The sequence below is a fragment of the Mesorhizobium comanense genome, from assembly GCF_005503535.1.
Classification (GTDB): Bacteria; Pseudomonadota; Alphaproteobacteria; order Rhizobiales; family Rhizobiaceae; genus Mesorhizobium; species Mesorhizobium comanense.
In genome coordinates this window covers 15,047-39,660 of the sequence record NZ_SCNN01000035.1, presented here as the reverse complement: position 1 = coordinate 39,660, position 24,614 = coordinate 15,047, and the positions used below count along the sequence as shown (strand labels likewise).

At 64.9% G+C, this 24,614-nt stretch carries 28 protein-coding genes; 13 read left to right on the top strand and 15 right to left on the bottom strand.

Going from position 1 to position 24,614, the window contains the following annotated elements:
• Position 1 precedes the first annotated feature (1 nt).
• On the bottom strand, positions 2-280 hold the full coding sequence (locus tag FFS37_RS32940; RefSeq protein WP_137935103.1) for a metal/formaldehyde-sensitive transcriptional repressor: 279 nt from the start codon (positions 278-280) through the stop codon (positions 2-4).
• A 291-nt stretch (positions 281-571) separates the two neighbouring features.
• On the opposite strand from FFS37_RS32940, the gene FFS37_RS32935 reads away from it, so the two are divergent.
• Entirely contained in the window at positions 572-805 is a 234-nt protein-coding gene (locus tag FFS37_RS32935) for a hypothetical protein (protein WP_137935102.1), read from the top strand.
• An 86-nt stretch (positions 806-891) separates the two neighbouring features.
• Positions 892-1,158, top strand: coding sequence for a DUF1488 family protein (locus FFS37_RS32930; RefSeq protein WP_137935101.1), 267 nt, complete (start codon positions 892-894; stop codon positions 1,156-1,158).
• A gap of 46 nt (positions 1,159-1,204) precedes the next feature.
• Here the strand turns inward: FFS37_RS32930 and FFS37_RS32925 are convergent, their stop codons facing one another.
• Positions 1,205-1,978, bottom strand: coding sequence for a sulfite exporter TauE/SafE family protein (locus FFS37_RS32925; protein ID WP_408631465.1), 774 nt, complete (start codon positions 1,976-1,978; stop codon positions 1,205-1,207).
• A gap of 166 nt (positions 1,979-2,144) precedes the next feature.
• Between FFS37_RS32925 and FFS37_RS32920 the strand changes: the two genes are divergently transcribed.
• Complete coding sequence (locus FFS37_RS32920; RefSeq protein WP_137935099.1) at positions 2,145-3,044, top strand: LysR family transcriptional regulator; 900 nt, start codon at positions 2,145-2,147, stop codon at positions 3,042-3,044.
• Positions 3,045-3,047: 3 nt separating this feature from the next.
• Here FFS37_RS32920 and FFS37_RS32915 read toward each other — a convergent pair whose 3' ends face one another.
• Entirely contained in the window at positions 3,048-4,109 is a 1,062-nt protein-coding gene (locus tag FFS37_RS32915) for a diguanylate cyclase domain-containing protein (RefSeq protein ID WP_137935098.1), read from the bottom strand.
• A gap of 632 nt (positions 4,110-4,741) precedes the next feature.
• Here FFS37_RS32915 and FFS37_RS32905 point away from each other — a divergent pair.
• From FFS37_RS32905 to FFS37_RS32885, 5 genes are all read left to right on the top strand, one after another.
• Positions 4,742-5,803: a LacI family DNA-binding transcriptional regulator gene (locus FFS37_RS32905; protein WP_137935097.1), complete on the top strand. Its 1,062-nt coding sequence runs from the start codon at positions 4,742-4,744 to the stop codon at positions 5,801-5,803.
• A 69-nt stretch (positions 5,804-5,872) separates the two neighbouring features.
• Positions 5,873-7,123 (top strand): ABC transporter substrate-binding protein, encoded by a 1,251-nt coding sequence (locus tag FFS37_RS32900; protein ID WP_408631466.1) that lies wholly within the window; start codon positions 5,873-5,875, stop codon positions 7,121-7,123.
• A gap of 357 nt (positions 7,124-7,480) precedes the next feature.
• Positions 7,481-8,410: a carbohydrate ABC transporter permease gene (locus FFS37_RS32895; protein WP_137935113.1), complete on the top strand. Its 930-nt coding sequence runs from the start codon at positions 7,481-7,483 to the stop codon at positions 8,408-8,410.
• Positions 8,410-9,267 carry a carbohydrate ABC transporter permease gene (locus FFS37_RS32890; RefSeq protein ID WP_137935095.1) on the top strand — a complete coding sequence of 286 codons (858 nt, stop codon included), beginning with the start codon at positions 8,410-8,412 and terminating at the stop codon, positions 9,265-9,267. The genes FFS37_RS32895 and FFS37_RS32890 overlap by 1 nt, the downstream gene beginning before the upstream one ends.
• A gap of 22 nt (positions 9,268-9,289) precedes the next feature.
• On the top strand, positions 9,290-11,272 hold the full coding sequence (locus tag FFS37_RS32885; RefSeq protein WP_137935094.1) for a glycoside hydrolase family 127 protein: 1,983 nt from the start codon (positions 9,290-9,292) through the stop codon (positions 11,270-11,272).
• Positions 11,273-11,301: 29 nt separating this feature from the next.
• Here FFS37_RS32885 and FFS37_RS32880 read toward each other — a convergent pair whose 3' ends face one another.
• The 12 genes from FFS37_RS32880 to FFS37_RS32825 form a co-directional block, all read right to left on the bottom strand.
• The gene (locus FFS37_RS32880; RefSeq protein ID WP_137935093.1) at positions 11,302-12,393 is read right to left on the bottom strand and encodes an acyltransferase family protein; all 1,092 of its coding nucleotides are present in this window, start codon (positions 12,391-12,393) and stop codon (positions 11,302-11,304) included.
• 513 nt (positions 12,394-12,906) lie between these two features.
• Positions 12,907-13,293: a DUF1801 domain-containing protein gene (locus FFS37_RS32875; protein ID WP_137935092.1), complete on the bottom strand. Its 387-nt coding sequence runs from the start codon at positions 13,291-13,293 to the stop codon at positions 12,907-12,909.
• Between the two features lie 33 nt (positions 13,294-13,326).
• Positions 13,327-13,761 carry a DUF1801 domain-containing protein gene (locus FFS37_RS32870; RefSeq protein WP_137935091.1) on the bottom strand — a complete coding sequence of 145 codons (435 nt, stop codon included), beginning with the start codon at positions 13,759-13,761 and terminating at the stop codon, positions 13,327-13,329.
• Between the two features lie 9 nt (positions 13,762-13,770).
• On the bottom strand, positions 13,771-13,992 hold the full coding sequence (locus FFS37_RS32865) for a hypothetical protein (RefSeq protein WP_137935090.1): 222 nt from the start codon (positions 13,990-13,992) through the stop codon (positions 13,771-13,773).
• Positions 13,993-14,023: 31 nt separating this feature from the next.
• Positions 14,024-14,416, bottom strand: coding sequence for a VOC family protein (locus tag FFS37_RS32860; protein WP_137935089.1), 393 nt, complete (start codon positions 14,414-14,416; stop codon positions 14,024-14,026).
• A 97-nt stretch (positions 14,417-14,513) separates the two neighbouring features.
• Entirely contained in the window at positions 14,514-14,939 is a 426-nt protein-coding gene (locus tag FFS37_RS32855) for an SRPBCC family protein (protein ID WP_137935088.1), read from the bottom strand.
• Entirely contained in the window at positions 14,936-15,259 is a 324-nt protein-coding gene (locus FFS37_RS32850) for an ArsR/SmtB family transcription factor (protein ID WP_137935087.1), read from the bottom strand. The genes FFS37_RS32855 and FFS37_RS32850 overlap by 4 nt, the downstream gene beginning before the upstream one ends.
• A gap of 193 nt (positions 15,260-15,452) precedes the next feature.
• Positions 15,453-16,199 (bottom strand): gamma-glutamylcyclotransferase, encoded by a 747-nt coding sequence (locus FFS37_RS32845; protein WP_137935086.1) that lies wholly within the window; start codon positions 16,197-16,199, stop codon positions 15,453-15,455.
• Positions 16,200-16,308: 109 nt separating this feature from the next.
• A complete protein-coding gene (locus tag FFS37_RS32840; RefSeq protein ID WP_137935085.1) occupies positions 16,309-16,656 on the bottom strand; it encodes a hypothetical protein in 348 nt (115 codons plus the stop codon).
• A gap of 184 nt (positions 16,657-16,840) precedes the next feature.
• Positions 16,841-17,065, bottom strand: coding sequence for a hypothetical protein (locus FFS37_RS32835; RefSeq protein WP_137935084.1), 225 nt, complete (start codon positions 17,063-17,065; stop codon positions 16,841-16,843).
• A gap of 374 nt (positions 17,066-17,439) precedes the next feature.
• Positions 17,440-18,159: a helix-turn-helix transcriptional regulator gene (locus FFS37_RS32830; RefSeq protein ID WP_137935083.1), complete on the bottom strand. Its 720-nt coding sequence runs from the start codon at positions 18,157-18,159 to the stop codon at positions 17,440-17,442.
• Positions 18,160-18,274: 115 nt separating this feature from the next.
• Positions 18,275-19,063: a helix-turn-helix transcriptional regulator gene (locus FFS37_RS32825; RefSeq protein ID WP_137935082.1), complete on the bottom strand. Its 789-nt coding sequence runs from the start codon at positions 19,061-19,063 to the stop codon at positions 18,275-18,277.
• Between the two features lie 129 nt (positions 19,064-19,192).
• On the opposite strand from FFS37_RS32825, the gene FFS37_RS32820 reads away from it, so the two are divergent.
• The 5 genes from FFS37_RS32820 (at position 19,193) to FFS37_RS32800 (ending at position 24,593) form a co-directional block, all read left to right on the top strand.
• Complete coding sequence (locus FFS37_RS32820; protein ID WP_137935081.1) at positions 19,193-20,536, top strand: glutamine synthetase family protein; 1,344 nt, start codon at positions 19,193-19,195, stop codon at positions 20,534-20,536.
• Positions 20,537-20,576: 40 nt separating this feature from the next.
• Positions 20,577-21,722 carry an ABC transporter substrate-binding protein gene (locus tag FFS37_RS32815; RefSeq protein WP_137935080.1) on the top strand — a complete coding sequence of 382 codons (1,146 nt, stop codon included), beginning with the start codon at positions 20,577-20,579 and terminating at the stop codon, positions 21,720-21,722.
• 76 nt (positions 21,723-21,798) lie between these two features.
• Positions 21,799-22,893, top strand: coding sequence for an ABC transporter ATP-binding protein (locus tag FFS37_RS32810; protein WP_137935079.1), 1,095 nt, complete (start codon positions 21,799-21,801; stop codon positions 22,891-22,893).
• Between the two features lie 3 nt (positions 22,894-22,896).
• A complete protein-coding gene (locus FFS37_RS32805) occupies positions 22,897-23,766 on the top strand; it encodes an ABC transporter permease (RefSeq protein WP_137935078.1) in 870 nt (289 codons plus the stop codon).
• The gene (locus FFS37_RS32800) at positions 23,763-24,593 is read left to right on the top strand and encodes an ABC transporter permease (RefSeq protein ID WP_137935077.1); all 831 of its coding nucleotides are present in this window, start codon (positions 23,763-23,765) and stop codon (positions 24,591-24,593) included. The genes FFS37_RS32805 and FFS37_RS32800 overlap by 4 nt, the downstream gene beginning before the upstream one ends.
• Positions 24,594-24,614 lie beyond the last annotated feature (21 nt).

The window sequence follows — 24,614 nt, the reverse complement described above, 5'->3', positions numbered from 1 at the left end:
CTCACTTCACATAGGTTCGGATGACGTCGAGCAATTCCTCGACCGCTTCGGTGTTGAGCGCGCCGGGGTGGCGCTCGGAATCGACGAGATGCGTGCGCACATGATCCTCGATCACCTCGCCCATCAGCCCGGCCATCGCGCCGCGCGCGCCGGCGATGAGGTGCATGACCGCCTCGCAACCGGCCTCGCCGTCGAGCGCCCGCTCGATGGCCTCGACCTGGCCCCTGATGCGGCGCACGCGCGCCAGCAGCTTCTGTTTTTCCCGGATCGTGTGCGTCATGCCAACCTATTAGCATACCCCCCTACCCTATTCAAGGGCTCGAATGAGCACTCCCAAGGGCTTCCGTTTGAACTCTCACCGCCCCTCATTTGCCAGCACCGGCGCTTTGGTGTTTATGAACACAAAGTGATTTGCCGCCATCGTGAAATATTCGAAAATATTATTTCGGCTATCGCTGTTTCGAGATCGGCGATCAGCCAAATATTTCAGAAAATTGAATTTTGCCGGCCGAGTGCCTATTTATCCGACAAGTTCGTTTTCACGATTTCATCATGCAGGAGATTCTATCCGATGGCCGACGGCAATCAGACTTTGATGGCAAAAGCCGAAGCTCGTTTTGCCGACAAGCAGAAGAAGACGGCGGAGCGCAACAAGGCCACCGCCGAATACATGTCCGAGGCCAGGGCCCGGGAGATCAAGACGGCAAAGCTGAGGGAATTGCGGCTGGCCAAGGAGGAAGCGGACCGCGCCGCGGAGGCCCTGAACCCCTCGCCCAAGAAGAAACGGGCGCCGAAGAAGGCCTAGAAATTCCGGGAAAGGCGAGCGGCGCTTTCCCTGGGAAGGCGCGCATCGCCTCCCTCGGCAACCGCGCCAGACAAAGGAGGCAAGACATGAGCCTGACCTTCCCCAACCGCAGCCGCAGCTATGACCAGGCCGGCAGGCGCATCCGTTTTGTCGGTCATGACGGCATGTTCCAGATTTCCTTCTCCGTCGCCGCCGACGCGATGACCAAGCTCCAGCCGCGAACAAACGCGGATGAGGCCGGATACCTCGCCACTTTCGACACCGAGGGCAGCGTCATCCGCGACGTGGCGTCGAAGGCCTATGACCGCACCCGCAAGAGCATGTATGTGCTGACGGCAGACGATTTCGGCTGAGAGCCTTCCGCGTCGTTTCGGCACCATCCTTTCGCAGCGGAGCCGATCACCGACCGAGGATGGAATCCAGCGCGGGGAGGCTGACGATCGACGCCACGGCGATGAGGCCGTAGCAAGCCCAGCGATAGCCGCGCTCGCTGGTGCGTCCGAACAGACGCGAGCCGAGATAGAGGCCAGATCCATAGAACGGGCCTGTCACCAGCGCGAGCGCAAGAACGGGCCGCGTGATCAGCCCTCCCGCCAGATAGCTGGCCGCGGTCAGCGCGCTCGACAGGGCGAAGTATAGAATGATGTTGGCGCGCACGACCTCGCCATTGCCGCCGCCGCCAAGCCAGTAGGCCACGACCGGCGGCCCACCGACCTGGGCGGCGCCGGAGAAGAAGCCGGCCAGCCCTCCGACGCCGACCGTCAACGGCGTCGCGGGGCGGCCATGGTAGCGCCAGCCCGACATCAAAAGGCCGAGCAGCAGCACCACCAGCAGCACGATGCCCCAGCGCAGCGCCAGGGGATCCATCCGCGTCAGCGCATAGGTGCCGAGCGGCACGCCGACCAGCGCACCGAGGGTCATCGTGCCGACGCTTGGCCGGTCGGCCAGCAGCCAGCCGCGCGGCAGCAGGCCGAGCGCGGCGACGGCGTCGATGATCAACAGCAGCGGCGCCGTCGATTTCGGCCCGATGACGGAGCTTGCCAGCGGCATGAAGATCAACGCCGCGCCGAAGCCGGAAAACCCGCGCGCTAGGCCGGCGATGAAGGCGACGGCCAGAATGAACAGCACCCCGCCGCCGGAATGGCCTGAGACAGACAGGTCGGCCATGCTCATATCCGATCGGAGCCGTGGCCGAGGCGCGTTGGCGCCTGCCGGCTATGAAATTGACGAGCATGGTTCTTGGCGCGGATCACAGCGTCTCTCCGGTGGTGGACAGTGCGATCCTAACGCGGCATTCTCACAGTTTGATCCTGAACAATTGCCCGGCAAAGCTGCAAAAATGCACGACCTCGACTGGAACGATCTGCGCCATGTGCTGGCTCTGACCCGCGAAGGGTCCTTTGCGGCCGCCGGCCGCCGGCTAGGGCTGGATCCGACAACGGTGGCGCGGCGCCTGAGGGCGATCGAGCGTGCGCTCGGCGTGCGACTGTTCGAACGCGGCGCCGAAGGCGAAATGCGGCCGACGCAGGCGGGCGAGGTCGCGGCCAGCCGGGCGGAAGCGGTGGAGGCTGAGATCGGCGGGCTGACCCTGGCGGTCAAGGGCGCCGACAGCGAGATCGGCGGCACGGTGCGGGTCACCGCCGTGCCGATCCTGGTCAACCGGGTGCTGATCCCGGCTGTTCCCGACCTTGTGGCCCGCCATCCGGGATTGCGGCTGGAACTGGTCGCCGACCCCCGCGATGTCAGCCTGACCCGCCGCGAGGCGGACATGGCACTGCGGCTTGCCCGGCCCGGCCCGGAAACCGGAGGCCAAATCATCGCCAGGCGCATCGGCACGCTCGGTTATGCCGCCTATGCGGCGAGCCATCTGTTGGCGCCCGATTTGCCCCGGCAGATCACAGATCTGCCCTGGCTGACCTATGAGGACGGCATGACCTCCCTGCCGCAGGCGCGCTGGATCGCCGGCGTCGCCCGCAAGGACGGCTATGCGCCGCTTGTCGTCAACGATGCCGAACCGCTGCTGCAGGCGATCCTCGCCGGACTTGGCCGCTCGCTGCTGCCTTGCATCGTCGCCGACCAGATTGCGGGGCTCGCGCGCGTGCCGGAGGACGAGCAGCCATTCCCCGTGCGCGAACTGTGGCTGCTGACGCATCCCGATCTTCGCCAGCTCGCTCGCATCGCGGCGGTCGCGGCATGGATCGAAGCGACGATCCAGCGGCTCGAGACCAAGAGCATCTAGTCCTCACGCCGCGGCGCTGTGGCCTTTCGCGCCTGCTTCCGCCTTGAAGATGCGGAATGTGTTGCGGCCCGCCGCCTTGGCGGCATAGAGCGCGGTATCGGCCTGCGCGAACAGATCGCAGGGCGAGCCTTGCCCGGCAAAGGCGATGCCGACCGAGGCGCCCAGTCTCAGCGACTGGCCGCGGATCGCGACCGGTCTGCCCATTTCCTCGATGATACGGCGCGCCACACCAGAGACGGCGCCCCTGTCGAGATGCGCACCGAGCAGCACCGCGAATTCGTCGCCGCCGACGCGCGCCACCAGTTCCGCCTCGCCGCACCCGCCGACGAGGCGCTCGGCGGCTGCCTTAAGGCACTCGTCGCCAACGACATGGCCGAACGTGTCGTTGACGGCCTTGAAACCGTCCAGGTCGACCAGAAGCAGCGCGCCGAGCGGGCGGGCTTCATCGGCATGCGCCAGCCGGCCCTGGAACCGGGTGCGATTGGCGAGCCCCGTCATGGCGTCGAATTCGGCGAGATAGCGCATGCGATCCGACAGGAGCTTCTCCTCGGTGATGTCCTGCTTCATGCCGAAGATGCGCACCGGTACGCCTTGCTCGCACTCGACGGTCGCGGTGATGCGGATCCAGCGGCTGTGGCCGGCGAAAGTGGTGATCTCGGCATCGAGGTTGAAGCCGTTGCGCTCGGCGATCGCCTGGCTGCGCAGACTGTTCAGCGCCTTGCGCGACTCCTCAGGATAGCATTTGACGATTTCATTGCGGTCCAGCGATGCCCCGCGCGGCAGATCGAACAGGTCATAGACCACGTCGGTCCAGGCGAGCCGCTCGTCGGGCAGGCTGCACTCCCACACGCCGATGCGCGCGGCAGCGGAGGCGCGGTCGAAGATCTTGCGGCTGTGGGCGAGCGAGACTTCCTGCCCCGCGATGAGCTCCGCCTGAGCGGCGATCCGTGCCTTCAATCTGGCGATGGTCGCGGCATCGCGGCGGTGCTCGGCCGTCCGGTCATGTCCTGCCCCGCCGCGAGGCTGCGAGACCGGGCCTTTCGGAGTATAAGACGTGTCGGACATGGCGGAACTCCTGGCGGAGAACTACCATGGGGCAACAGCGATTAAAACTTCGCTGACAATCCGTGCGGTTCCTCGCCCCCACACAGTGGCCACGCCGTGCAAACATCTTAGATGATCAGCGTGACTGATCAGGGCGAGGCTTGATTGCGATATGGTTCCCCCAATCCGTCGCTGCTTCGCAGCGCCACCTTTCCCCCCTCCGGAGGGAAAGGAAGGGAGCCTTGCTGGACAAGCGCTGGCGGCAAAAAAGCCAGGCGCCTTTCCTCTCCCCCGTCGATCGGGGGAGAGGTGTCGAGCGAAGCTCGACGGAGTGGGGGGTCGACCAGCGCGGCATCAGGACAATGCATGCTCCAAACCGCCATGAGCGCTATCGCCAAGGACCAGCCGCTTGGAAATGTGTGCATCCTTGGCGCAAAGCGAGGCCGGCGAAATCCTGTCCTTGCTGCCCCGGGCCTTTCCTTCCCACCGACGGACCACAACCACCACTTTCCCCTTGAACGATACTCCAATCTGGCCTAGCCTGACTTTGAGAAAAGGTTTTTCCAAACATCTCCGATCGGGCTCGGCCACTGGCCGGGCCTTCTCTGGGTCTGTAAGAGAAAACCTTTTCCCAACTAAGGATTCCCGACCCGATGGCAGCGGACGATCAGCCGGTTCCGGTCTTTCCCAAGCCTGTCACCTTGCGTGACGTGGCGGCCGCCGCCGGCGTCAGCGTCGCCACCGCGTCCAAGGCGCTGAACAGCCAGGGGCGGATGACCGCCGAGACCCGCGAGCGCATCCGCGAGACGGCGCGCAGCCTTGGCTTCCGGCCCAACAGCCTGGCGCAGAGCCTGCTCAGGCGCCGTTCCTTCACCGTCGGCCTGCTCACCAACGATACCTATGGCCGCTTCTCGCTGCCGCTGATGTCGGGCATTTCGGATGCGCTGGTCGACAACGGCGTCTCGGTGTTCCTGTGCAATGTCGAGGAGGATCCGCGTCTGGGCCAGTTGCATGTCGAGGCCATGCTCGACAAGCGCGTCGACGGCATCATCGCCACGGGAAAACGCATCGACCGCCATCTGCCGGTCGATCTCTCCGATCTGCGCGTGCCGGTGATCTACGCCTTCACCCAGCCCGATCCGGACGCGGTCGCCTTCGTTTCCGACGACGCCGGCGGCGCGCGGCTGGCCGTCGAGCATTTCTGCGGGCTTGGCCGCAAGCGCATCGCCCACGTCACCGGACCGGCAAGCTTCGCCGTCGTGCACGACCGCGCGCAGGCCTATCGCGACGTGCTCACCGAGAACGGCCTGCCGGCCGCCGAGCCGCTGCTCGGCGCCTGGTCGGAAGCCTGGGGGCACGAGGCGGTGGCGCGTCTCTTCGACGGCCCGCGACGTCAAGACGGCAAGGGCGAAAGGCCGGACGCCGTCTTCTGCGGCAACGACCAGATCGCGCGCGGCGTCATCGATGCCTTGCGTGAGCGCGGCTTGAGCGTTCCCGGCGATGTCGGCGTCATCGGTTTCGACAATTGGGAGATCGTGGCGGAGGCCACCCGCCCGCCGCTGACCTCGGTGGACATGAACCTCGCCGCCCTCGGCCGCGAGGCCGGACTGACCCTGCTTTCCCTGGTCGGCGGCCAACCCGCCGCGCCGGGCATTCGAAAACTGCCATGCCGGCTGGTGGTGCGGCAGTCCTGCGGCCATCCGATGGACGGCTGAAACGATGCGCCGCGACCGGCGCCAAGCCGCGCATAGCGGCCAACCCTGGAGGAGGAGAACATGAGGAACCTGATTGCCAAACTGGCCCCCAAACTGGCCATCGCCGCTGCCGTTCTGGGTGGCGGGCTGGGCGCTGCCGCCGCGGAAACCGCCAACATCTGGGTGCGCGCCGACGGCTCGAATTTCATGCCGAGGATCGTCGATGCCTTCAACAAGGCGCACAAGGACCAGATCAAGCTCGACATCATCCCCAATGCCGAGATCATCCCGAAATATGGTGCGGCGGCCGCCGGCGGCACGGCGCCAGACGCGCTGTCGCTCGACCTGATCTACACGCCTTCCTTCGCCGCCGCCGGGCAGCTGGAGGACATCACCGACTGGGCCAAGTCCCTGCCCTATTTCGCCAGCCTGTCGCCGGCGCATGTGAAGACCGGCACCTACAAGGACCACATCTACGGCCTGCCCTTCTCGGCCGACGCCTCGGTGCTGATCTGGAACAAGAAACTGTTCAAGCAGGCCGGCCTCGACCCGGAGAAAGGCCCCGCAAACTGGGCCGAGATCGCCGCCGACGCCGAGAAGGTCAACGCGCTCGGCGGCAACATCAAGGGCTTCTACTTCTCGGGCAATTGCGGTGGCTGCAACATCTTCACCTTCACGCCGCTGATCTGGGCTTCGGGTGGCGATATCCTCAGCGCGGATGGCTCCAAGGCGACGCTGGACAGCCCGCAGCTGCGCGGCGCCATCGACCTCTACCGCTCGATGGTCAAGAAGGACCTGGTTCCGGCGGGCGCCCAGACCGACACCGGCGCCAACTTCTTCGCCGCCTTTGCCGCCGGCAATATCGGCATCTCGCCGTCGGGCGCCTTCGCCATCGGCGCGCTCAACACGCAGTACCCCGATATCGACTACGGCATCACCTTCCTGCCGGGCAAGGACGGCGGCTGGTCGTCCTTCGCCGGTGGCGACAATTTCGTCGTCACCAAGGGCACCAAGAAGCTCGCCGTGGTGAAGGAATTCCTCGACTTCGCCTATTCGCTGGAAGGCCAGACCATCCTGGCCAAATATGGCAGCCTGCCGGTGCGCGGCGACATCGCCAAGGACGCGCTCAAGGATCTCGACCCGCGCTACCAGATCGCCGCCGAAGCCATGGCCAAGGGCAAGACCCCCTACTCGGTGGTGTTCAACGACCTGATCAACTCGGCCAACGGCCCGTGGACGCAGATGATCAACGAGGTCTTCTTCGGCGACGACGTCGACGGCGCCATCGCCAATGCGCAGGAGACCATGCAGTCGATCATCGACCAGGCGCCGCAGAAATAGGCGACGCCTGCCGGCCGCCCGCCTGTCTCCCTGGGCGGGTGGCCGGGTATCGCATCCGCTAAATGCAGGGTTACCGCATGTTTCAGATTACATCACGAACGCAGGGCGACCCGTGTTGAGACAGCATCCCCCTATATGGATCGTCAAACGCCGGTTCGGAGCGCCGGGATGTTCGCTCCCCCTTCTCCCCTTGTGGGAGAAGGTGTCGCCGAAGGCGACGGATGAGGGGTGTTCCAGCCCAGCGCCAATTCTGAAATTGCCACCGCCTCATTCCTTCCAACACCCCTCAACCGTCTCGGCGCTGCGCGCCGATCCACCTTCTCCCACAAGGGGAGAAGGAAGAACGGGCGTCCAGCCATGACATCAATCACAGCCGCAACCGCCGCCCCGCCCCGCGTCAGAAAACTCGTCGGCGCCGGGCGCCGGCAGTGGATCGGCCTGCTCTATGTCGCGCCGGCGGTGGCGCTGGTCATGGTGTTCTTCGTCATCCCGCTCGGCATGACGGCGTGGATGTCGCTGCACAACTGGCCGCTGATGGGCGAACATTCCTTCATCGGCCTCGACAATTACTGGGCGATCCTGCGCGACACCAGGTTCTGGAACGCGCTGAAGTTCACCGGCTACTACACGCTGGTCGTCACCGTCGCGATCTTCACCGTCGCCTTTCCGCTCGCCATCTTCATCGAGCGGCCGCGTCCGTTCACCAATCTCTACCGCACCCTGTTCTTCATGCCGGCGGTGGTCGGCTTCGCCTCGGCAAGCCTGCTGTGGTCATGGCTGCTCAATGTCGATTCCGGCCTGTTCAGCCCGGCCGCCTACGACCTCGGCCTGATCGACAGGAAATTCAACCTGCTCGCCACCTTCCAGCCGGCCTTCTGGTCGATCATCGCCATGGTGGTGTGGAAGGTCGCCGGCTTCACCATGATCATCCTGATGACCGGCCTGCAATCGATCCCACAGGATCTGCAGGAAGCCGCCGTCATCGACGGCGCCGGGCCGTTCGCCCGCTTCCGCGCAATCACCCTGCCGCTGATGCGCCGCACGCTGGCATTGGCGCTGATCCTGTCGGTAGCGGGCTCGATCCTCGCCTTCGACCAGTTCTACATCATCCTGCGCGGCGGCCCGCGCAACCAGACGCTGACGGCGGTCTACTGGATCTTCAACCAGTCCTTCGTGTCGTTCAAGCTTGGCTATGGCGCGGCACTCTCCATGGTGCTGCTGGTCATTCTGGTGGCGCTCAGCCTCATCCAGCTCTGGCTGCTGCGCAAACCCGAAGGGCTCGACTGATGGCGCAGGCGATGTCCGAGAGAGGCAAGCTCGCCGCCCGCCTTGCCAGGCACTCCACCGGCATCATCGCCTCGGTGCTGTTCGTGGCGCCGATCGTGTGGACGGTGCTTTCGGCCTTCAAGCCGGCGGCCGAAGCGCGCCTGCCTCCGCTGCCGCCATGGCCGACGACCGGCTTCTCGCTGGAGAACTACCAGACGCTGAACAGCTTCGGCGACGGGCTGTGGGCCTCGGCGCAGAACAGCATCTACGTCTCGGTGATGACGGTGGTTCTGTCGGTCATCGTCAGCGTGCTGGCCGGCTACGGCTTCTCGCGGTTCCGCTTTCCGTTCAAGGACCTGTTCTTCGTCCTCATCTTGTCGACGATCATGATCCCGTTCCAGTCGATCCTGACGCCGATCTTCCTGGTGCTGACCAAGCTTGGCCTGCACAACACGCTGACCGGCCTCGTCGGCGTCTATGTGACGCTGCAGCTGCCGTTCTCGATCTTCATGATGCGCAACGCCTTCGACGCTGTGCCGCGCGAGATCGAGGAGGCCGCGCGCATGGACGGCGCCGGCAATGCCACCATGCTGGTCAAGGTGATGCTGCCGCTGGTCTGGCCGGGCGTCGTCACCATCGCGCTGTTCGCCTTCCTCGGCGCCTGGAACGAGTTCCTCGCAGCCCTGGTGCTGATGACCGACCAGTCCAAATTCACGCTGCCGGTGATGATGACGGCGCTTCAGTCGGGCCGCTTCGGCGCCATCGACTGGGGCGCCGTACAGGCCGGCGTCACCGTGATGATGGTGCCGTGCCTGATCCTGTTCCTCGCTTTGCAGCGCTTCTACATCCGCGGCCTGATGGCCGGGGCCGTTAAATAGTCCTACTGAATGGAGTGAGTTCATGACCGCATCGCCAACCGCCCGGCCCGCCACCAAGCGCATGCCGAAGCTCGCCTTCCGCCCGCTGCCGGTGCCGCAGGTCGACGTGCACGGTTTCTGGGGCGACCGCGTCGACGCGGTGGCGACCCGCACCGCCGACATCCTCTACGACCGCTGCGTGGAAGCGCGCATGCTGGAGCAGATCGACCCCGACCGCCCCTCGCCCGGCGTCGTCATTCCCTTCCACTCGCCCTCTCCCGACGAGGCGGCCAATCCCGGCTTCACCGGCTCGACGGTGACCACGCAAATGTTCTGGGATTCCGACTGGGGCAAGACGATCGAGACGGCGGCCTATTCGCTCTACCGCCGCAAGAACCCGGAGCTCGAGAAGAAGATCGACGCCGTCATAGACATGTACGAAAAGCTGCAGCAGGAGGACGGCTACCTCTCCAGCTGGTACCAGCGCATCCAGCCCGGCCTGCGCTGGACCAATTTGCGCGACTGCCACGAACTCTACTGCGCCGGCCATCTGATCGAGGGCGCGGTCGCCTATTACCAGGCGACGGGCAAGCGCAAGCTGCTCGACATCATGTGCCGCTACGCCGACCACATCGCCTCGGTGCTGGGGCCGGAGCCCGGCAAGAAGAAGGGCTATTGCGGCCACGAGGAGATCGAGCTGGCGCTGGTCAAGCTGGCGCGGGTGACCGGTGATCAGAAGTACATGGAGCTGGCGAAGTATTTCATCGACCAGCGCGGGCAGCAGCCGCATTATTTCGACGAGGAAGCGCGCGCCCGCGGCGCCGACCCCAAGGCTTATCATTTCAAAACCTATGAATACAGCCAGTCGCACATCCCGGTGCGCGAACAGGACAAGGTCGTCGGCCATGCGGTGCGGGCCATGTATCTCTATTCGGGCATGGCCGACATCGCCACAGAATATGGCGACGACACGCTGCGCGTCGCGCTCGACCGGCTGTGGGACGACCTCACCACCAAGAACCTCTACATCACCGGCGGGCTCGGGCCTTCGGCGCACAATGAAGGCTTCACCAGCGACTACGACCTGCCCAACGAAAGCGCCTATGCCGAGACCTGCGCGGCGGTGGGCCTGGTGTTCTGGGCGAGCCGCATGCTCGGCATGGGTCCGAACGGACGCTACGCCGACATGATGGAGCGCGCGCTCTACAATGGCTCGATCTCCGGCCTGTCGCTCGACGGCTCGCTGTTTTTCTACGAGAACCCGCTGGAAAGCCGGGGCCGGCACAACCGGTGGAAATGGCACCGTTGCCCCTGCTGCCCACCCAATATCGGGCGCATGGTCGCCTCGATCGGCAGCTATTTCTACAGCCTGGCCGACGATGCGCTCGCCGTCCACCTCTACGGCGATTCCACCGCCCGCTTCGACATTGCGGGCACGCCGGTGACGCTGACCCAGGCCAGCCGCTATCCCTGGGGTGGCGCCGTCGGGATCACGGTCGAACCGCAGGCGCCGGTGGAGTTCACGCTGCACCTGCGCATCCCGGCCTGGAGTTCCGGCGCCACGCTCCAGCTCAACGGCGAGGTGCTCGACATCGGCGAAGTGACCCATGACGGCTATGCCGCGGTCCGGCGGACTTGGAAGAAGGGCGACCAGCTGCGGCTCGACCTCGAAATGCCGATCGAGCGGCTCTATGCCAACCCGGAGGTCCGGCAGGATGCCGGGCGTGTCGCGCTGTCGCGCGGGCCGCTGATCTACTGCGTCGAGGCAACGGACAATACCGGCCGCCTGCACCGGCTGAAACTGCCGCGCACGGCAGCCATCGAGGCGCATGACGAACCGGCCTTGCTCGGCGGCGTGGTGACGTTGTCGGCCGAGGCCCTGGCCGATGCCGGTGACGGCTGGCAGAACGGCCTCTACCGGTCCGATCCGCCGGCCAGCGTCGAGACGCGCCTGACCGCCATCCCCTATTTCGCCTGGGACAACCGCGAGCCCGGCGAGATGCTGGTCTGGCTGCGCGACGGCTGAGGCTCGGGCGAGCCCGGTCCTATGCTATCTCAGGCCTGATTGGAGAGCGCCGGTTTCGGCACGCCCGCCTTCGGCGCCGGCTGGGTGCCGCTGCCGTCGATATGCGCCCAATCAGGCCGTTCGAACAGGAACATGCCGAAGCCGACGCGCTTGATGATCAGGTAGAGCACGACCGGGCTGATGAGGGAGACGAGCAGCACCGCAAGGCTGAGCATGCCCGTGTCGGTGAGAAGGCCGCTTGCCAGCGCCGCGCCGCGGAAGAGCGACATCGGGATGGTGAAGGCGACATAGACGACCAGCGAATGCTCGCCGAGCCAGCGCAGCCATTCCATGGTTGCGAATTGCGACAGGAAGCCGCCCAGCACGCACAGCGCCACCGCGCCGGCGACGGCCAGGGTAAGATGCAGCGGCGGCCATGCCGCAAGCCCCATCTGCATGTCAACCGGGTGCATGGCATAGCCCGGCGAATAGACCAGCAGGCCGTTGACCACGGCCCACACGGCCAGGCCGGCGACGGCGAGCGCCGGGCGGCCTTGCGTCCATTCGACGAGCCGGAAGATCAGCGGCGCCAGCACGAAGCCGAGGTAGAAGAACACGAAATAGGCCGCGAACTGTTCCACCGCGTAGCTGTCGGGTCGCGGCGCCCACATCTGCAGGCCGGCGGCGATGGGAATGACGATCCAGGCGGGCACCGCGAACTGCCGCAGCAGTTTCGCCGCGAGGCCGAACACCGCCAGCATGTAGATGAACCACAAGACGCCATAGGGCTGCACCACGGCCATGGCCAGATCGTGCAGCATGCCGGCCGGATCCCGGCTGAAAATGCCGATCTTGAGCCCGATCGAGATGATCGCCCACAGCACGTAGAAATAGAGATAGTGCACCACGCGCCGGTCGATGTATCGCCGCCACGGGCGGTCGATCACCTGCGACAGGAACAAGCCGGAGATGAGGAAGAATTCCGGCATGCGGAACGGTGTCGCGAAGCCGATGACATAATGGAGGAAACCGACCCCGCCCGTATACTCGCCGGTGTTGTAGGCCGAGTACATCATCACGACGAGAATGATCGACAGGCCTTTGGCCGTGTCCACCCAGGGCATACGCATGGGGCTGTTCATGGCGGCGAATCCCAACCGGGCCGGCCCGGCTGGCCAGCCATCATCCTGCATTGTCTAGCACCGGCAAGCTTCCCAGATCGTAAACGCGGCTGTTTTTGCGAGGATGGCTGTCGACCTCTGCGCGCCACCTACCGGCGAAATCATTGGCAGTTCTCTGGCGTCGGTGCTGCCCCTCACTGTCCTGCCGGACATCTCTCCCCCCTCGCGTGGCTGGGGGATGCACACATCTTGTGTGATTAGGGTGACTGGTCACCCGAAGGCTTTCTTGCCATGTGGTTCCCCCAATCCGTCGCTGCTTCGCAGCGCCACCTTTCCCCCTCCGGAGGGAAAGGAAGGGAGCTTTGCTGGACGAGCGTTCACGACAAAAAGCCTGGCGCCTTTCCTCTCCCCCGTCGATCGGGGGAGAGGTGGCTCGGCGAAGCCGAGACGGAGTGGGGGTCGACCAGCGCGGCATACGGGAGAGATGTCCGGTCTCCTCCAAAGCTGCAGCGCTGACGGCGACCAAATACGCAGTTACCGCCGGCCCTTCGTCTTGTTCAGCGCCACCGCCGCGCGCACCAGTTCCTTGAAAGCCGCCTCGTCGACCTCCTCACCCTTCTGAAAATCGATGGCGCGCCGCGTATTGCCTTCGAGGCTGGCGTTGAACAGCTTCGACGGATCGGGCAGCGCCGCCCCCTTGGCGAAGGTCAGCTTGACGACCGCCTTGTAGGTCTCGCCGGTGCAGATCATGCCTGCATCCTCCCACACCGGCACGCCACGCCATTTCCATGTCTCGACCACATCGGGATCGGCTTGCTTGATCAGCGCGCGCAGCCGGGCGAGCATCTCGCCACGCCAGTCGCCCAGTTCCTCGATCCTGCCGTCGATCAGTTCCGATGGAGACTTGTTGTGGTCGGTCATGCGGTTTTTCCTTTTGGCGGATAGATAGAACGCTCACATGCGCTCGCCAGGCAAGAGGCTCGCCTGCTTCACCCAGGCGCTGAACTGCGCCTCGTCGAACGCATCGTCCTCGCGGATATCGAGATAGCGCGTGTCTCCGCTCCTGGACGTGCCCGGCGGCACCGGTTGCAGCGACTGGCCGCGGAAGAAGGCCACCTTGACGTATTTGGTGAAACAATGGATGCCGAGGAACCAGCCCTCGCCGTCGATGCCATAGAGCGGCGAGTTCCATTTCACCGCCTTGTGCACGCCGGGGACAGCGCGTTCGATAAGCGCATCGAGGCGTTCTCCCACCGCGCGCTTCCAGCCAGGCATGGCCGCGATATAGGCCTTCACCGGCGCATCGCCATGCCCCTTGGCGATCTGCGGGTTGCCGCCGGAAAGCAGTTTTGGTTCAGCCTTGGCGGCGGGCCTGGTCGTCCTGGCCATACCTTCCTCCTATCCGTTGACGCGCCGCACGCCGCGTCCTTTGCCGATATAGGGCAGCACGAACATGTAGAGGCCGCTGAACAGCATCAGGAACAACGGCGGCAGCGGCGAATAGACCACCCAGGCCGGCGGTTGTCCGAAGGCCATGGTGGCGAAATTGGCGACAACCGTCGCGGTGAAGACGATCGACAGCCAGCGATGCGCCTGTCTGATCCATTTGCTCCAGTCCAAATCCGCCTCCTCTCTGCAAGGAATGAAATGTCTACCAGCGCGCCAGTTGCGTGATCTGGATGAGATTGCCGCAGCCGTCATTGAGCTGCGCGATGGTCGAGCCGGTCACTTCGGTCGGCGCCATGGCGAACGCGCCGCCTTTCGCCTTGATGCGTTCATGGTCGCCCTTGATGTCATCGGTGAACAGCATCAGCGCCGGCTGGCCCTGCTTGAACAGCGCCTGCTGATAGGCCTTGGCCGCCGGATTGTCGTTGAGCGCCAATTGCAGTTCGGCGCCCTCGGGCTCGTCGGGCGAAACCACCGTCAGCCAGCGGAACGGCCCATTGCTGAAATCGGCCTTCCCTGTGAAGCCGAGTACGCCCGTGTAGAAGGCGAGCGCCTTGTCCTGGTCGTCGACATGGATGGTGGTGAGTTTGATCTTCATGGTGTTTCCTCCATAGATTTCCTGCGCGGCATGCCGCGCGAACGACAGGGATGGTTCCGGTTCGGGTTACGGACCTCGGCCGGTCCGCGCCGCTGACCTAATCGGTCCGCGACAGAAGCTCTTCCAGTTTCTCGAAAAACTGCGGCCATCCCATTTTGGCGCCGCCATAGGCCCGTCTCTGGTCGGGCCGGAAGCCGGATTGCTCCATGCGCAGATGCGTGCCCGTCGGCGTCGGCGTAAGCGTGAAGGTCACGACGCTGCGCAGATCGAAGGCCGGATCCTGATGCACGAGGTTCCAGGTGTAGGACAGCGTCCTGTGTGGCTCGACCGCCAGCACCTCGCAGTCCAGCACGCCGCCCCAGTCGGCGCTGATGTTGAAGCGATGGCCGACATCAGGCTTGAAATCGTTCTTCATCAGCCACTCCTCGATAAGATGCGGTTGCGTCAGCGCCCGCCAGAGTTTCTCGGGCGGATGCGAAATCTGCCGCTCGACGACGACAGTGCGGCTCTCACCATCGTTCACTGGTCCATCCTCTTGAGCAGATCCTCGAGGTCGTCGAACCGGCTTTCCCAGAAACCGGCCATGTCGCGCGTCCAGTCCATCAGCGGCGCCAGCGCGTTGAGCTGCGCGCTGTAATGCGTCTGGCGCCCTTCATGGCGGTCGCGCACCAGCCCGGCCTGCTTGAGCAAGCCCAGATGCTTCGACACCGCCGGCTGCGAGACGCCGGACTGGCTGGTCAGCGCGCCCACCGTCTGTTCTCCCTGGCGGCACAGCCGCTCGAAGATCGCCCGCCTGGTCGGGTCGGCGAGTGTCCTGAATAGCATGTCGTGAGCGTCTGGCATTCCTGATCGATAACCCGTTGACCTGATCGATAACCCGTTGGCTATTGGTTGACGTATAACCACAGGGATATATGTTCGTCAAGCCCAGGATCGCGGAGCGGAAAATTGGAACCCAGGCAATGATCCTCGTCACCGGAGCCACCGGCCACATCGGCGGCGCGGTGGTGCGCGGCCTAGCGGCGCTCGAAACCCGCTACACCCCGCCCTGCACCCGCCCGATCTCCCGCGCCACCAGTTCCTGCAACTGCCACAGATTGCGGTCGCGTATGCCGCAGGCATCGAGGTGGCGGATCGTCTCGAACAGATATTGCGCGCCCGATCCCCAATGGCCGGCGGCGCGGGCGAGTGTCGCGGCGATGTCGGCCTTTTCAAGCCTGACATAGCGCGGGCTGGCCGGATTGACGACGAAGCCCAGCGCCCGCGATGGTCCTTCGGCGGTCCTGACATGCAGCCAGCGCGGCACGTTGACGGCGGGCAGGATGGTCATTTCGCGGCGCAGCAGCGCGTCGAGATTGTCGGCCAGCGGCTCGGCGATCTCGAACACCATGCCCTTGCACTGGCCGCCGCGATCGAGCGCCATCATCAGCCCGGGCTCTTCGACCGTGCCGCGAAACCGCTTGACGGTGAAGCAGAAGGAGCGGTGCCAGCCGGTCGCCACCGCCCTCTCGCCGCCCCTCACCTCGCCGACCGGGTTCCACAGCAGCGAGCCATAGGCGAACAGTTTCAGCGGTCCCGGCGGCGCCGACGCCAGCACCTCGCCGCGCACGCGCGCATAGTCGGCGTCGACCATGTGGATCATGCCCGGCGTCGGCCCGGCATCCTCGACCGCGCGCAGCGTGCGCGCGACCAGTTCCTCGGTCAGCGCCATCGGCGCGCGGCGCCTTGCAGCCTTGCCCGGTCGGTCGTGGCCCTGCCTGGACTTGCCCGCGGATGCGGGCATTACGGGAATATCATCGGTCATCGGCGCTCTCGCACATTGCGCCATGTTGCCGAAGGTGCGCCAATTCTCAAGGGGCTCGGCCAATGGAACCGGTCGGCCACGAAACGGCTTACTGCCTGCGATGAAAGACATCTCCGGAGATCGAGAAGCTCGCCTCATCGATCCAGACGATGTTGAAATAGACCGGCGCCGGCTGGTAGGCGTTGACGTTCATGATCGTCAGGATGCCGCCATTCGAGGACGGGTCCCAGCTGCATTCCCCAACCGCGCCGTCCATGCCGTTGGCTTCGATCTTGCAGGTCTGGCCGATGACCATGGTCTCGCCCGCATCGCTGTCCCATACGCCTGTAGGTGCCGGAGCGGATTGGGCGAGCGCGCCGGTGTTCGACATCCCGGTCGCCGCGGCGCAGCCGACAATGAAGACACCGGCGCGCAGGCCGGTCGAAATCGAGATCATTATCCCTCCCCGTCCATCCTGCGCCGGCATCCATCATGCACCGGCCTCGCGGCTTTCGAATGGTTCGCCGGCCCCCCGCCCGGGAGCCGGCGCCACATGTGCCCGGTTGGGGGCATCGAGGCCGGGCGAACCGTCCATGAAGCGGTTGCCGGCCCGGCCTCCAGGCACATATTCCTGGGTCAGCCTATTTCTTCTTGTGCTTGAACAGGCGCGCCTTGCACGACGCCGACAACTCGTCCTTGTGGTCGCTCAGGCATTTTGGAGCAGCACCCGTCGTGATGACGCCGCCGCCGCAGAAGCGGTTGGCGTCTGACGCGCAAGGCCCTTTCGTGGTGGTGTAGCGCGCGAACGCTTCGTTCGAACTGACCAGCACGACCGAGGCTATCATCACTGCGTGGAAGATTTTCATTGCATGGTTCCCGGTTGAAACACTGGATCCCCCAGTGCGGGGTTCGCTTCCGAAAACCTGGACGCGTCGCGTCCACTCCAGAGCAGCTTTCTGCTCCAGGCCTTTGTTTCGGCATCGAATTTCATGTGAAGGCGGCTAAATAGCCGCGCCCCTGATCAGCTGGCGTCGATCACCCGTCATCCGCCTCGCGGCGGACAAAAACAGTCATGCTCTCGCCCATGGACGACCGCCCCGCTTCCCACCAACGCACCAGCCGGTGCGATCCCTGTCGTGATGGGGAAATGACTAAGGCAGTTCGCTGACCGGCGCATCCTAGCTGAAAAGCGGATGGCCATACCTGGCGCGCCGGAAAGGCCTGATATCGCCGGGTTGCGCTAGACGGACCCGGCCAGCGTCAGCAAGGCTACGGCTTCGCTGCGGCTGCGCGTGCCGGCCTTCTTCTTCACGTTCTCGACATGATAGTGCACCGTGGCGGGCGCTATCCCCAGGATGATGCCGATTTCCGCATCGGTCTTGCCCGCCGCGACCCAGCGCATGCAATCGGCCTCCCTCAGCGTCAGCAGGACGGGAGAGCGGTTGCTGAGGCCGAACCCGACGGATTCATAGGCCTTGTCATGGACCGCCACCGCCATGGCGCGCACCAGTGCCCGTTCGGCCGCCGTCATCGTCACCGGCTTCAGCGACGCCAGCGAGACCAGCCCCTGATAGCTGGACGGGCCATGGATCGGTATGCCCATCACCTCGGCCCAGCCATAGGCCTTGGCGGCGGCAGTCACCACCGCGCCCTCCAGGGTGAAGGTTCGCGCGTCCACCATCTCGGTCCACAGGAACGGCGTCATGCGCCGCCTCGCCTCCAGGATCATCGGGTCGATCTCCATGAAGCCGTTCTCCATGTAGGACTCGAACCAGTCCTTCGGCCAGTTGTTGAAGTAGAAGCGGTGGGAGCGCGTTCCACCCGCACCCGCCCACGCGCCGCCCGCCGAGGCAGTGAAGCCGAAAACACCGATCGCTTCGACGAACCGTTCCATGACCTTGCCGACATCGCTTTCGGCCGCGCAAAAATCGAGAAAACCCTGCCCTGCCGCCGTCCGCATGCCATGCTCCAGACCCACGCCGCAATCTCAGCGATCGGGCGCTGCGGCACAAGGTGGTTTTCAGCGAAATCGGATCGCCTGTCGGGCCGGTACTACCGGCGCCTGACGAGCCTCATCACTGCTTGGAAAGGTGGAAGATGAACATCGAGAACAGCTCGGACTGGCTCGATATCCTGAGCTTCTGGTGAATGTTCTTGCGGTGGATCTTCACCGTCCCCTCGGCGATGCTGAGCACATCGGCGATCGCCGCGCTCGAATGCCCGCGCAGGATGAGCGAGGTGATTTCGATCTCGCGCGGCGTCAGCACGCCATCAGTCATCCTGTTCAGCGTCGCGTTGATCGGATCGACCGGCTCGGCACCGGTCTCGCTGCTGCCCAGCCGCGCATGGCTCCAGTGCCGCTCCACCAGGAGGCGGATCACCGGCTCGGCATCGTGGATGATCTTCAGGTCGCGCCGTCCGAAGGCGGGCGACTCCATCGGACGCGTGAAGCTGATGACGATGGCCGCGCTCGCCTCCGGCCGGCAGACGATGCCGACCTCGTCGCGGATTTTGGTCAGCCCGTAATGCCGGCGGAAATATTCCGAGGAGTAGAACTGGTCCGGCGCCATGCGTCTCAACTGCCGCACCCCGATGGCCTTGGGGTCGGTCGCCGCCCGGTAGAAGGGATCGAGCAGGTAGGGACCGTTGGCGTAGGCGGTGATGACGATCGCGGCGCGCGCCGGATCGATGTTGTGGTAGAGGCAAACCGGCTTCTCGGCGCCCGAATAGGCGAAGATCATCACGATATCGAGGTCGATGACAGCCTTCAGCGCCTCCTCGATACGCTGCGGGAAGTCTGATGTCCCGACCTCCTGGATCGCGGCAGCGATCTTCCGGTTCCAGGGCGCGAAGCCGGTCGTCACCACGATCCTCCTGCCCTCCCGCGAGGCTGTTTCGGCATTTCTGATTTTCCTCTCCGTCTATCCCTATCGGGATATTTCGTTGCCTCAAGGCCAAACCTAGTCTCAGCCAAGATACTGGGGCGGGAATGGATGTCGAAAGTCAATGAAGCCGGCGCTGTCTTCGCGGCGGGTCTGAACGAACTTGGCGCAAGCGCGGTCCACATCGGCATGATGGACCCCGCGGGCGAGTTCCGCGACAAGCTGGTGTCGGCCGACAAGGCGGTCAAGCTGGCCGCCAAGGGCTATCCCTTCTGCGAGGTCCTCTATTTCTGGGACATCGCCGAGAAGACCTTCATGGACGGCGCCTTCATCGACCGGCCGGCATTCCTCGATGCCGCGAGCCTGCGCAGATATCCGTTCGCCGACAATGCCGCGCTCTGCATCGCCGATTTCTCCGGCGATTTCGGCAAGCGTTCGCCGCGCAATCTCTGCGCCCGGCTGATCGGCGAAGCCGCCGACCTCGGCTTCGATGTGTTCTCGGCCTTCGAATACGAGTTCTTCCTGTTCGACGAGACGCCTGAGAGCCTGCGCGCCAAGGACTATCGCGACCTCGATTATTTCGCGCAGGGCAACCGCACCTATTCGCTGCAGACATCGGCCATTCATGGCGACCTGCTGCAGGGTCTGCACGACACGATGACGACGATGGGGATCGGTCTCGACGCCATCCACACCGAGCTCGGACCAGGCTGCTTCGAAGCACCGCTGACCTACGCCAGGGGGCTGAAGTCGCCCGACGACGCGGCGCTGTTCAAGAATTTCGCCAAGGCCTATTTCTCGCGCCACGGCCTGACCGCCGGCTTCATGTCGAAACTGTCGCCGGCGCTGCCCGGCCAGTCCGGCCATCTGCATGTCTCCATGCGCGACCGTCAGGGCAAGCCGGTCTTCGCCGACACCGCCGCGCCGGACGGCATCTCGAAACTCGGCCGTCACTTCATCGGCGGCCTGGTGACGCTGATGCCGGAACTGCTCGCGCTCTGCGCCAGCACTGTCAATGCCTACAAGCGCCTGGTGCCCGGCGCCTGGGCGCCGATCTCGGCCAATTGGGGCGTGCAGAACCGCACGGCGGCGGTGCGCGTCATCAATGACGAGCCCGAGGCGACCCGCGTCGAGTTCCGCGTGCCTTCCGCCGACGCCAATCCCTATCTCGCTCTGGCGCTCTGCATCGGCGCCGGCCTGCACGGCATCCGCAACGAGATCGAGCCGCCGGCCGGCAGCGGCGAGAACTTCTATGCCGCGACGCCTTCGCCGGAGGCCGTCTTCCCGTCCGACCTCGGCCAGGCGGCGGAGCGGCTCAACACCAGCGCCACGGCCCGCGAAATCTTCGGCGACGACTTCATCGACAGCTTCGTCACCGGGCGGCGCTTCGAATTCGGCGAGTACCAGAAACAGGTAAGCGAATGGGAGATCCGGCGATACCTCGGCGTCGTCTGACCGCGAATTTTCAACTGATAAAGAGAAAGGGAACAGGACAATGACGAAAGAGACAGCTGACATGGCGCGGACGGGCGTCGACCGCCGCGCCGTGCTGAAGGGCATGGGCGGCCTCGGGCTGGCGGCTGCAGGCGCCGGCATCTTCGGCATGCCGAGAAGCGCTTCGGCCGCCGAGAGCCTCAACTACATGTGCTGGGAGGGCTACAACGCCCCCACCATCCTGGAGCCGTTCCAGAAGCAGAAGGATGTTTCCATCTCCGTCGACCTGATCACCGATTCGGCCGGCGGCTTCGCCAAGCTCGCCGCCGGCGCGGCGAAGGATTTCGACCTCGTCTCGTCCGACAGCCCCTGGATCGCCCGCATGGGACCGGCCGGCATCTGCCGCTACATCGACGACAAGGATTTCGCCGAGCAATATGCCGAATTCTACCCGCAGTTCCGCGCGCCGTTCGCGCCGCTGCAGTTCGAGGGCAAGGCGACCGGCCTGCCGACCCGCTGGGGCTGGGTCGGCCCCACGGTCAACACCAAGTTCGACAAGCTGGAAACCTGGTCGAGCTACGCGCCGGTGTTCGATGCGGCCTACAAGGACAAGATCTGCCTGCTCGACTGGGGCGACTGGCCGATCATGCCGCTGGCGCTCTATGCCGGCGTCGACCCCTATGTGCCGCTCGACCAGGCGGCGCTCGACGAGGTGCGCAAGGTGCTGCGCGCCGCCTTCAAGAACACCCGCGCCATCGTCGCCGACCTGGCGATCGCCCAGAAGGGCCTCATCGACGGCTCGTTCCGGGCGCTGATCGGCGGCGGCACCTACGCCACCTCGTCGCTGCGCATGAAAGGTCACGACTACATCCAGTCGATCGTGCCCGAGCCCAAGAACGGCTTGAAGCAGGGCATCATCTGGATGGAGGCGACCGGCCTGATCGAGAACGGCCGCGACTCCAAGGTCGCCGCCGACTTCCTGAAATACATCGTCTCGCCCGAGGTGGCCAAGCAGCTGTCGATCACCGAGGCGACCTGCAACCTTGTGCCGAACGCCAAGGCGGAAGCCCTGTTCTCGGACGCCGAGAAGAAGGCGCTGCAGATGGACTATATGTGGACAGCCTGGGACAACAGCCATTTCCACACCGTCGCGCCCAACATCGACGACATGCTGGCCATCTGGCAGGAAGAACTGGCGGCGCGCTGACGCCTCGCCTTCGAGGCCCGCGCGTTCCGGCGCGCGGGCTCAATTGTCACTCGCACACATTCAGGGCGGCCGAGTTTTGACAACCGCAATCATCAATGCTTCAGGCATCGTCAAGGACTATGGCTCCATGCGGGCCCTGCACGGCGTGTCGCTCGACATCGGCGCGGGCGAGTTCGTGGCGCTGGTCGGCCCTTCGGGCTGCGGCAAGACCACCTTGCTGAAGATCCTCGCCGGCTTCGAGGATCAGACCTCGGGAACGCTGGAAATCCAGGGCCAGGACATGCAGGGCGTGCCGGCCGCAAAGCGGCCGACGCGCATGGTGTTCCAGAAGCTGGCGCTGTTCCCGCACAAGACGGTGTCCGACAATATCGGCTTTCCGCTCAAGCTGCAGAAGGTCGCCAGGGCCGAAATGGACCAGCGCATCTCGGCGATGCTCGATCTCATGCACCTGAAGCGCGAATATCTGACGCGCTACCCGGCGCAGCTTTCCGGCGGCGAACAGCAGCGCGTGGCGCTGGCCCGCGCGCTGATCTCGCGACCGAGCGTGCTCCTGCTCGACGAGCCGATGAGCGCGCTCGACGCCAAGCTGAAGAAGTCGCTGCAGGCCGAGTTGAAGAAGCTGCACCGCGAGCTCGGCACCAGCTTCGTCCTCGTCACCCACGACCTCGAGGAGGCCATGATGCTGGCCGACCGTATCTGCGTGATGCGCGCCGGCGAAGTGGTGCAGCTCGGCACGCCCTCCGACATCTACTACCGGCCGGCCAACATGTTCGTCGCCGGCTTCATCGGCGAAACCAATTTCCTGCCGGTCTCGGTGACACGCGACAAGGACGAGGCGAAGGTCGCCTCGCCACTGGCCGGCCAGGAGGCCGCCATCATCGCGAAGGACCAGGTCTCGCCGTTCCTGGGCGATACCCAGACAGCCCTGCTGGTGCGTCCCGAAACCATCCGCTTCGTCACCGGCGCTGCCGAGCCCGGCGAATGGGTTTTATCCGGCACGGTCGAGGAATATTTCATCAAGGGCTCCTCCACGCAGTACCGCGTGCGCGTGCCCGGGCTCGACAAGCCTGTCGTCATGGACCTTGCCGGATCGCTCGACCTGCCGGCCAAGGTGTCCGACAGCGTGCGCATCGGCTTCCATCCCGCCCGCAGCTTCCTGCTTTCGGAGTAAGCCGTGCGAACCGACAGCAAAAGCTGGCGTGATCCGGTACTGGTGGCGACGGTGGCGCCGCTCGCCATCGTCATGCTGCTCTTCTTCGTCATCCCGCTGGTCATGACGGCGGTGCTGTCGTTCCAGACGACGCAGTTCTATCGGCTGTCCTGGACCTGGGACCTGAAAATCTGGACCGAGGTGTTCTCCAAGCCGCATTACTGGACGATCATGGCGCGCACCGTCGCCATGGCGCTGGTCTGCGTGGTCATATGCGTGCTCATCGCCTTTCCCGCCGCCTATGCGCTGGCGACGCGGCTCCGGGCCTATAATGCGCAGATCCAGATCCTGATCATCTTCGCCTTCCTGACCGATGCGGTGCTGAAGACCTTCGGCTGGATCCTGGTGCTCGACAAGAGCGGCGTCGCCAACTGGCTGCTGGCGCATCTGGGCCTTGGGCCCGAAGCACTCAACCTGCTGTTCACGCCCACCGGCACGATGATCGGCATGGTCTACGGGCTGGTCGTCTATCCCCTCTTCACCATCTACCTGTCGCTGGCCCGCATCGACCGCGATCTTGTGCTTGCCGCCTACGATTCCGGCGCCTCGCGGCTGCGCGCCTTCTTCGAGGTGACATTGCCGCTGTCGCGCCCCGGTCTCTATTGCGGCGCGGTGCTGGTCTTCGTGCTCAGCCTTGGCGCCTTCCTCGAACCCAAGGTGCTGGGCGGCGGCACGGCGCCGCTCGCCTCCGAGCTGATCCGCCAGAGCTTCGAGACGCGGGTCAACTGGCCGCTCGGCGCAGCACTCACCCTGGTGCTGATCGTCATCGGCGCCCTGTCGCTAGCGCTCAGTGCAGCCGTGCTGTTGCGCGGCAGCAGGAGGGCAGCCCGATGATCTCCGAAAGGCTGAAGGACCGCTTCGTCGACATCCTGCTGGTCGGCGCGATGGCACTGCTCATCCTGTTCTTCTACGTACCCATCGTCACGCTGGTGGTGTTCTCCTTCACCGACAGCCGCGTGCTGACCTTCCCGATCGAGGGTTTCTCGCTGGAATGGTATGGCGAGCTGTTCCGCAAGCCCGATTTCCTGCCGGCGGTCGCCAATTCGGCGATCGTCGCCGCGATCTCCATGGTCTTCGCCACCGTCCTCGGCTCGGCCGGTGCGGTGGCCTGGATTCGCTACCGCTTCCGCCTGCAGAACGCCTTCCGGGCGATCAGCTTCCTGCCGCTGCTCTTCCCCCAGCTGCTGCTGGGCGTCGTCATGCTCTTGTGGTTCTCGGTGCTCGGCAACTGGCTGGGTTTCTCGACCGGCCTGGCGACGGTCATCATCGGTCATGTCGTCTACATCACCCCCTTTGCGCTGGTGATCGTGGCCGTGCAGGTCTACGGCTTCGACGAGACACTGGAGGACGCCGCGCGCGATGCGGGCGCCTCCGGCTGGGAGGTGTTCCGCGAGATCACCTTCCCGCTTCTGTGGCCGGGCATCCTGTCGGCCGCCACTTTCGCCTTCCTGCTGTCCTGGGGCAATTTCTACGTCTCCTATTCGCTGGCGGGCACGGCGCGCACGCTGCCGATCTTCGTCTACAGCGGCATCGCCGTCGGCTCCTCGCCGATCTATCCGGCGCTCGCCACGCTCAACTTCATCCCGGCCCTGGTGCTGGTGTTCCTGGCCGATTTCCTGCGCCGCCGCGCACTGAAACGGCAGAAACTGGCGACAGCCTGATCCCCCGGAACTTCTAGGAAT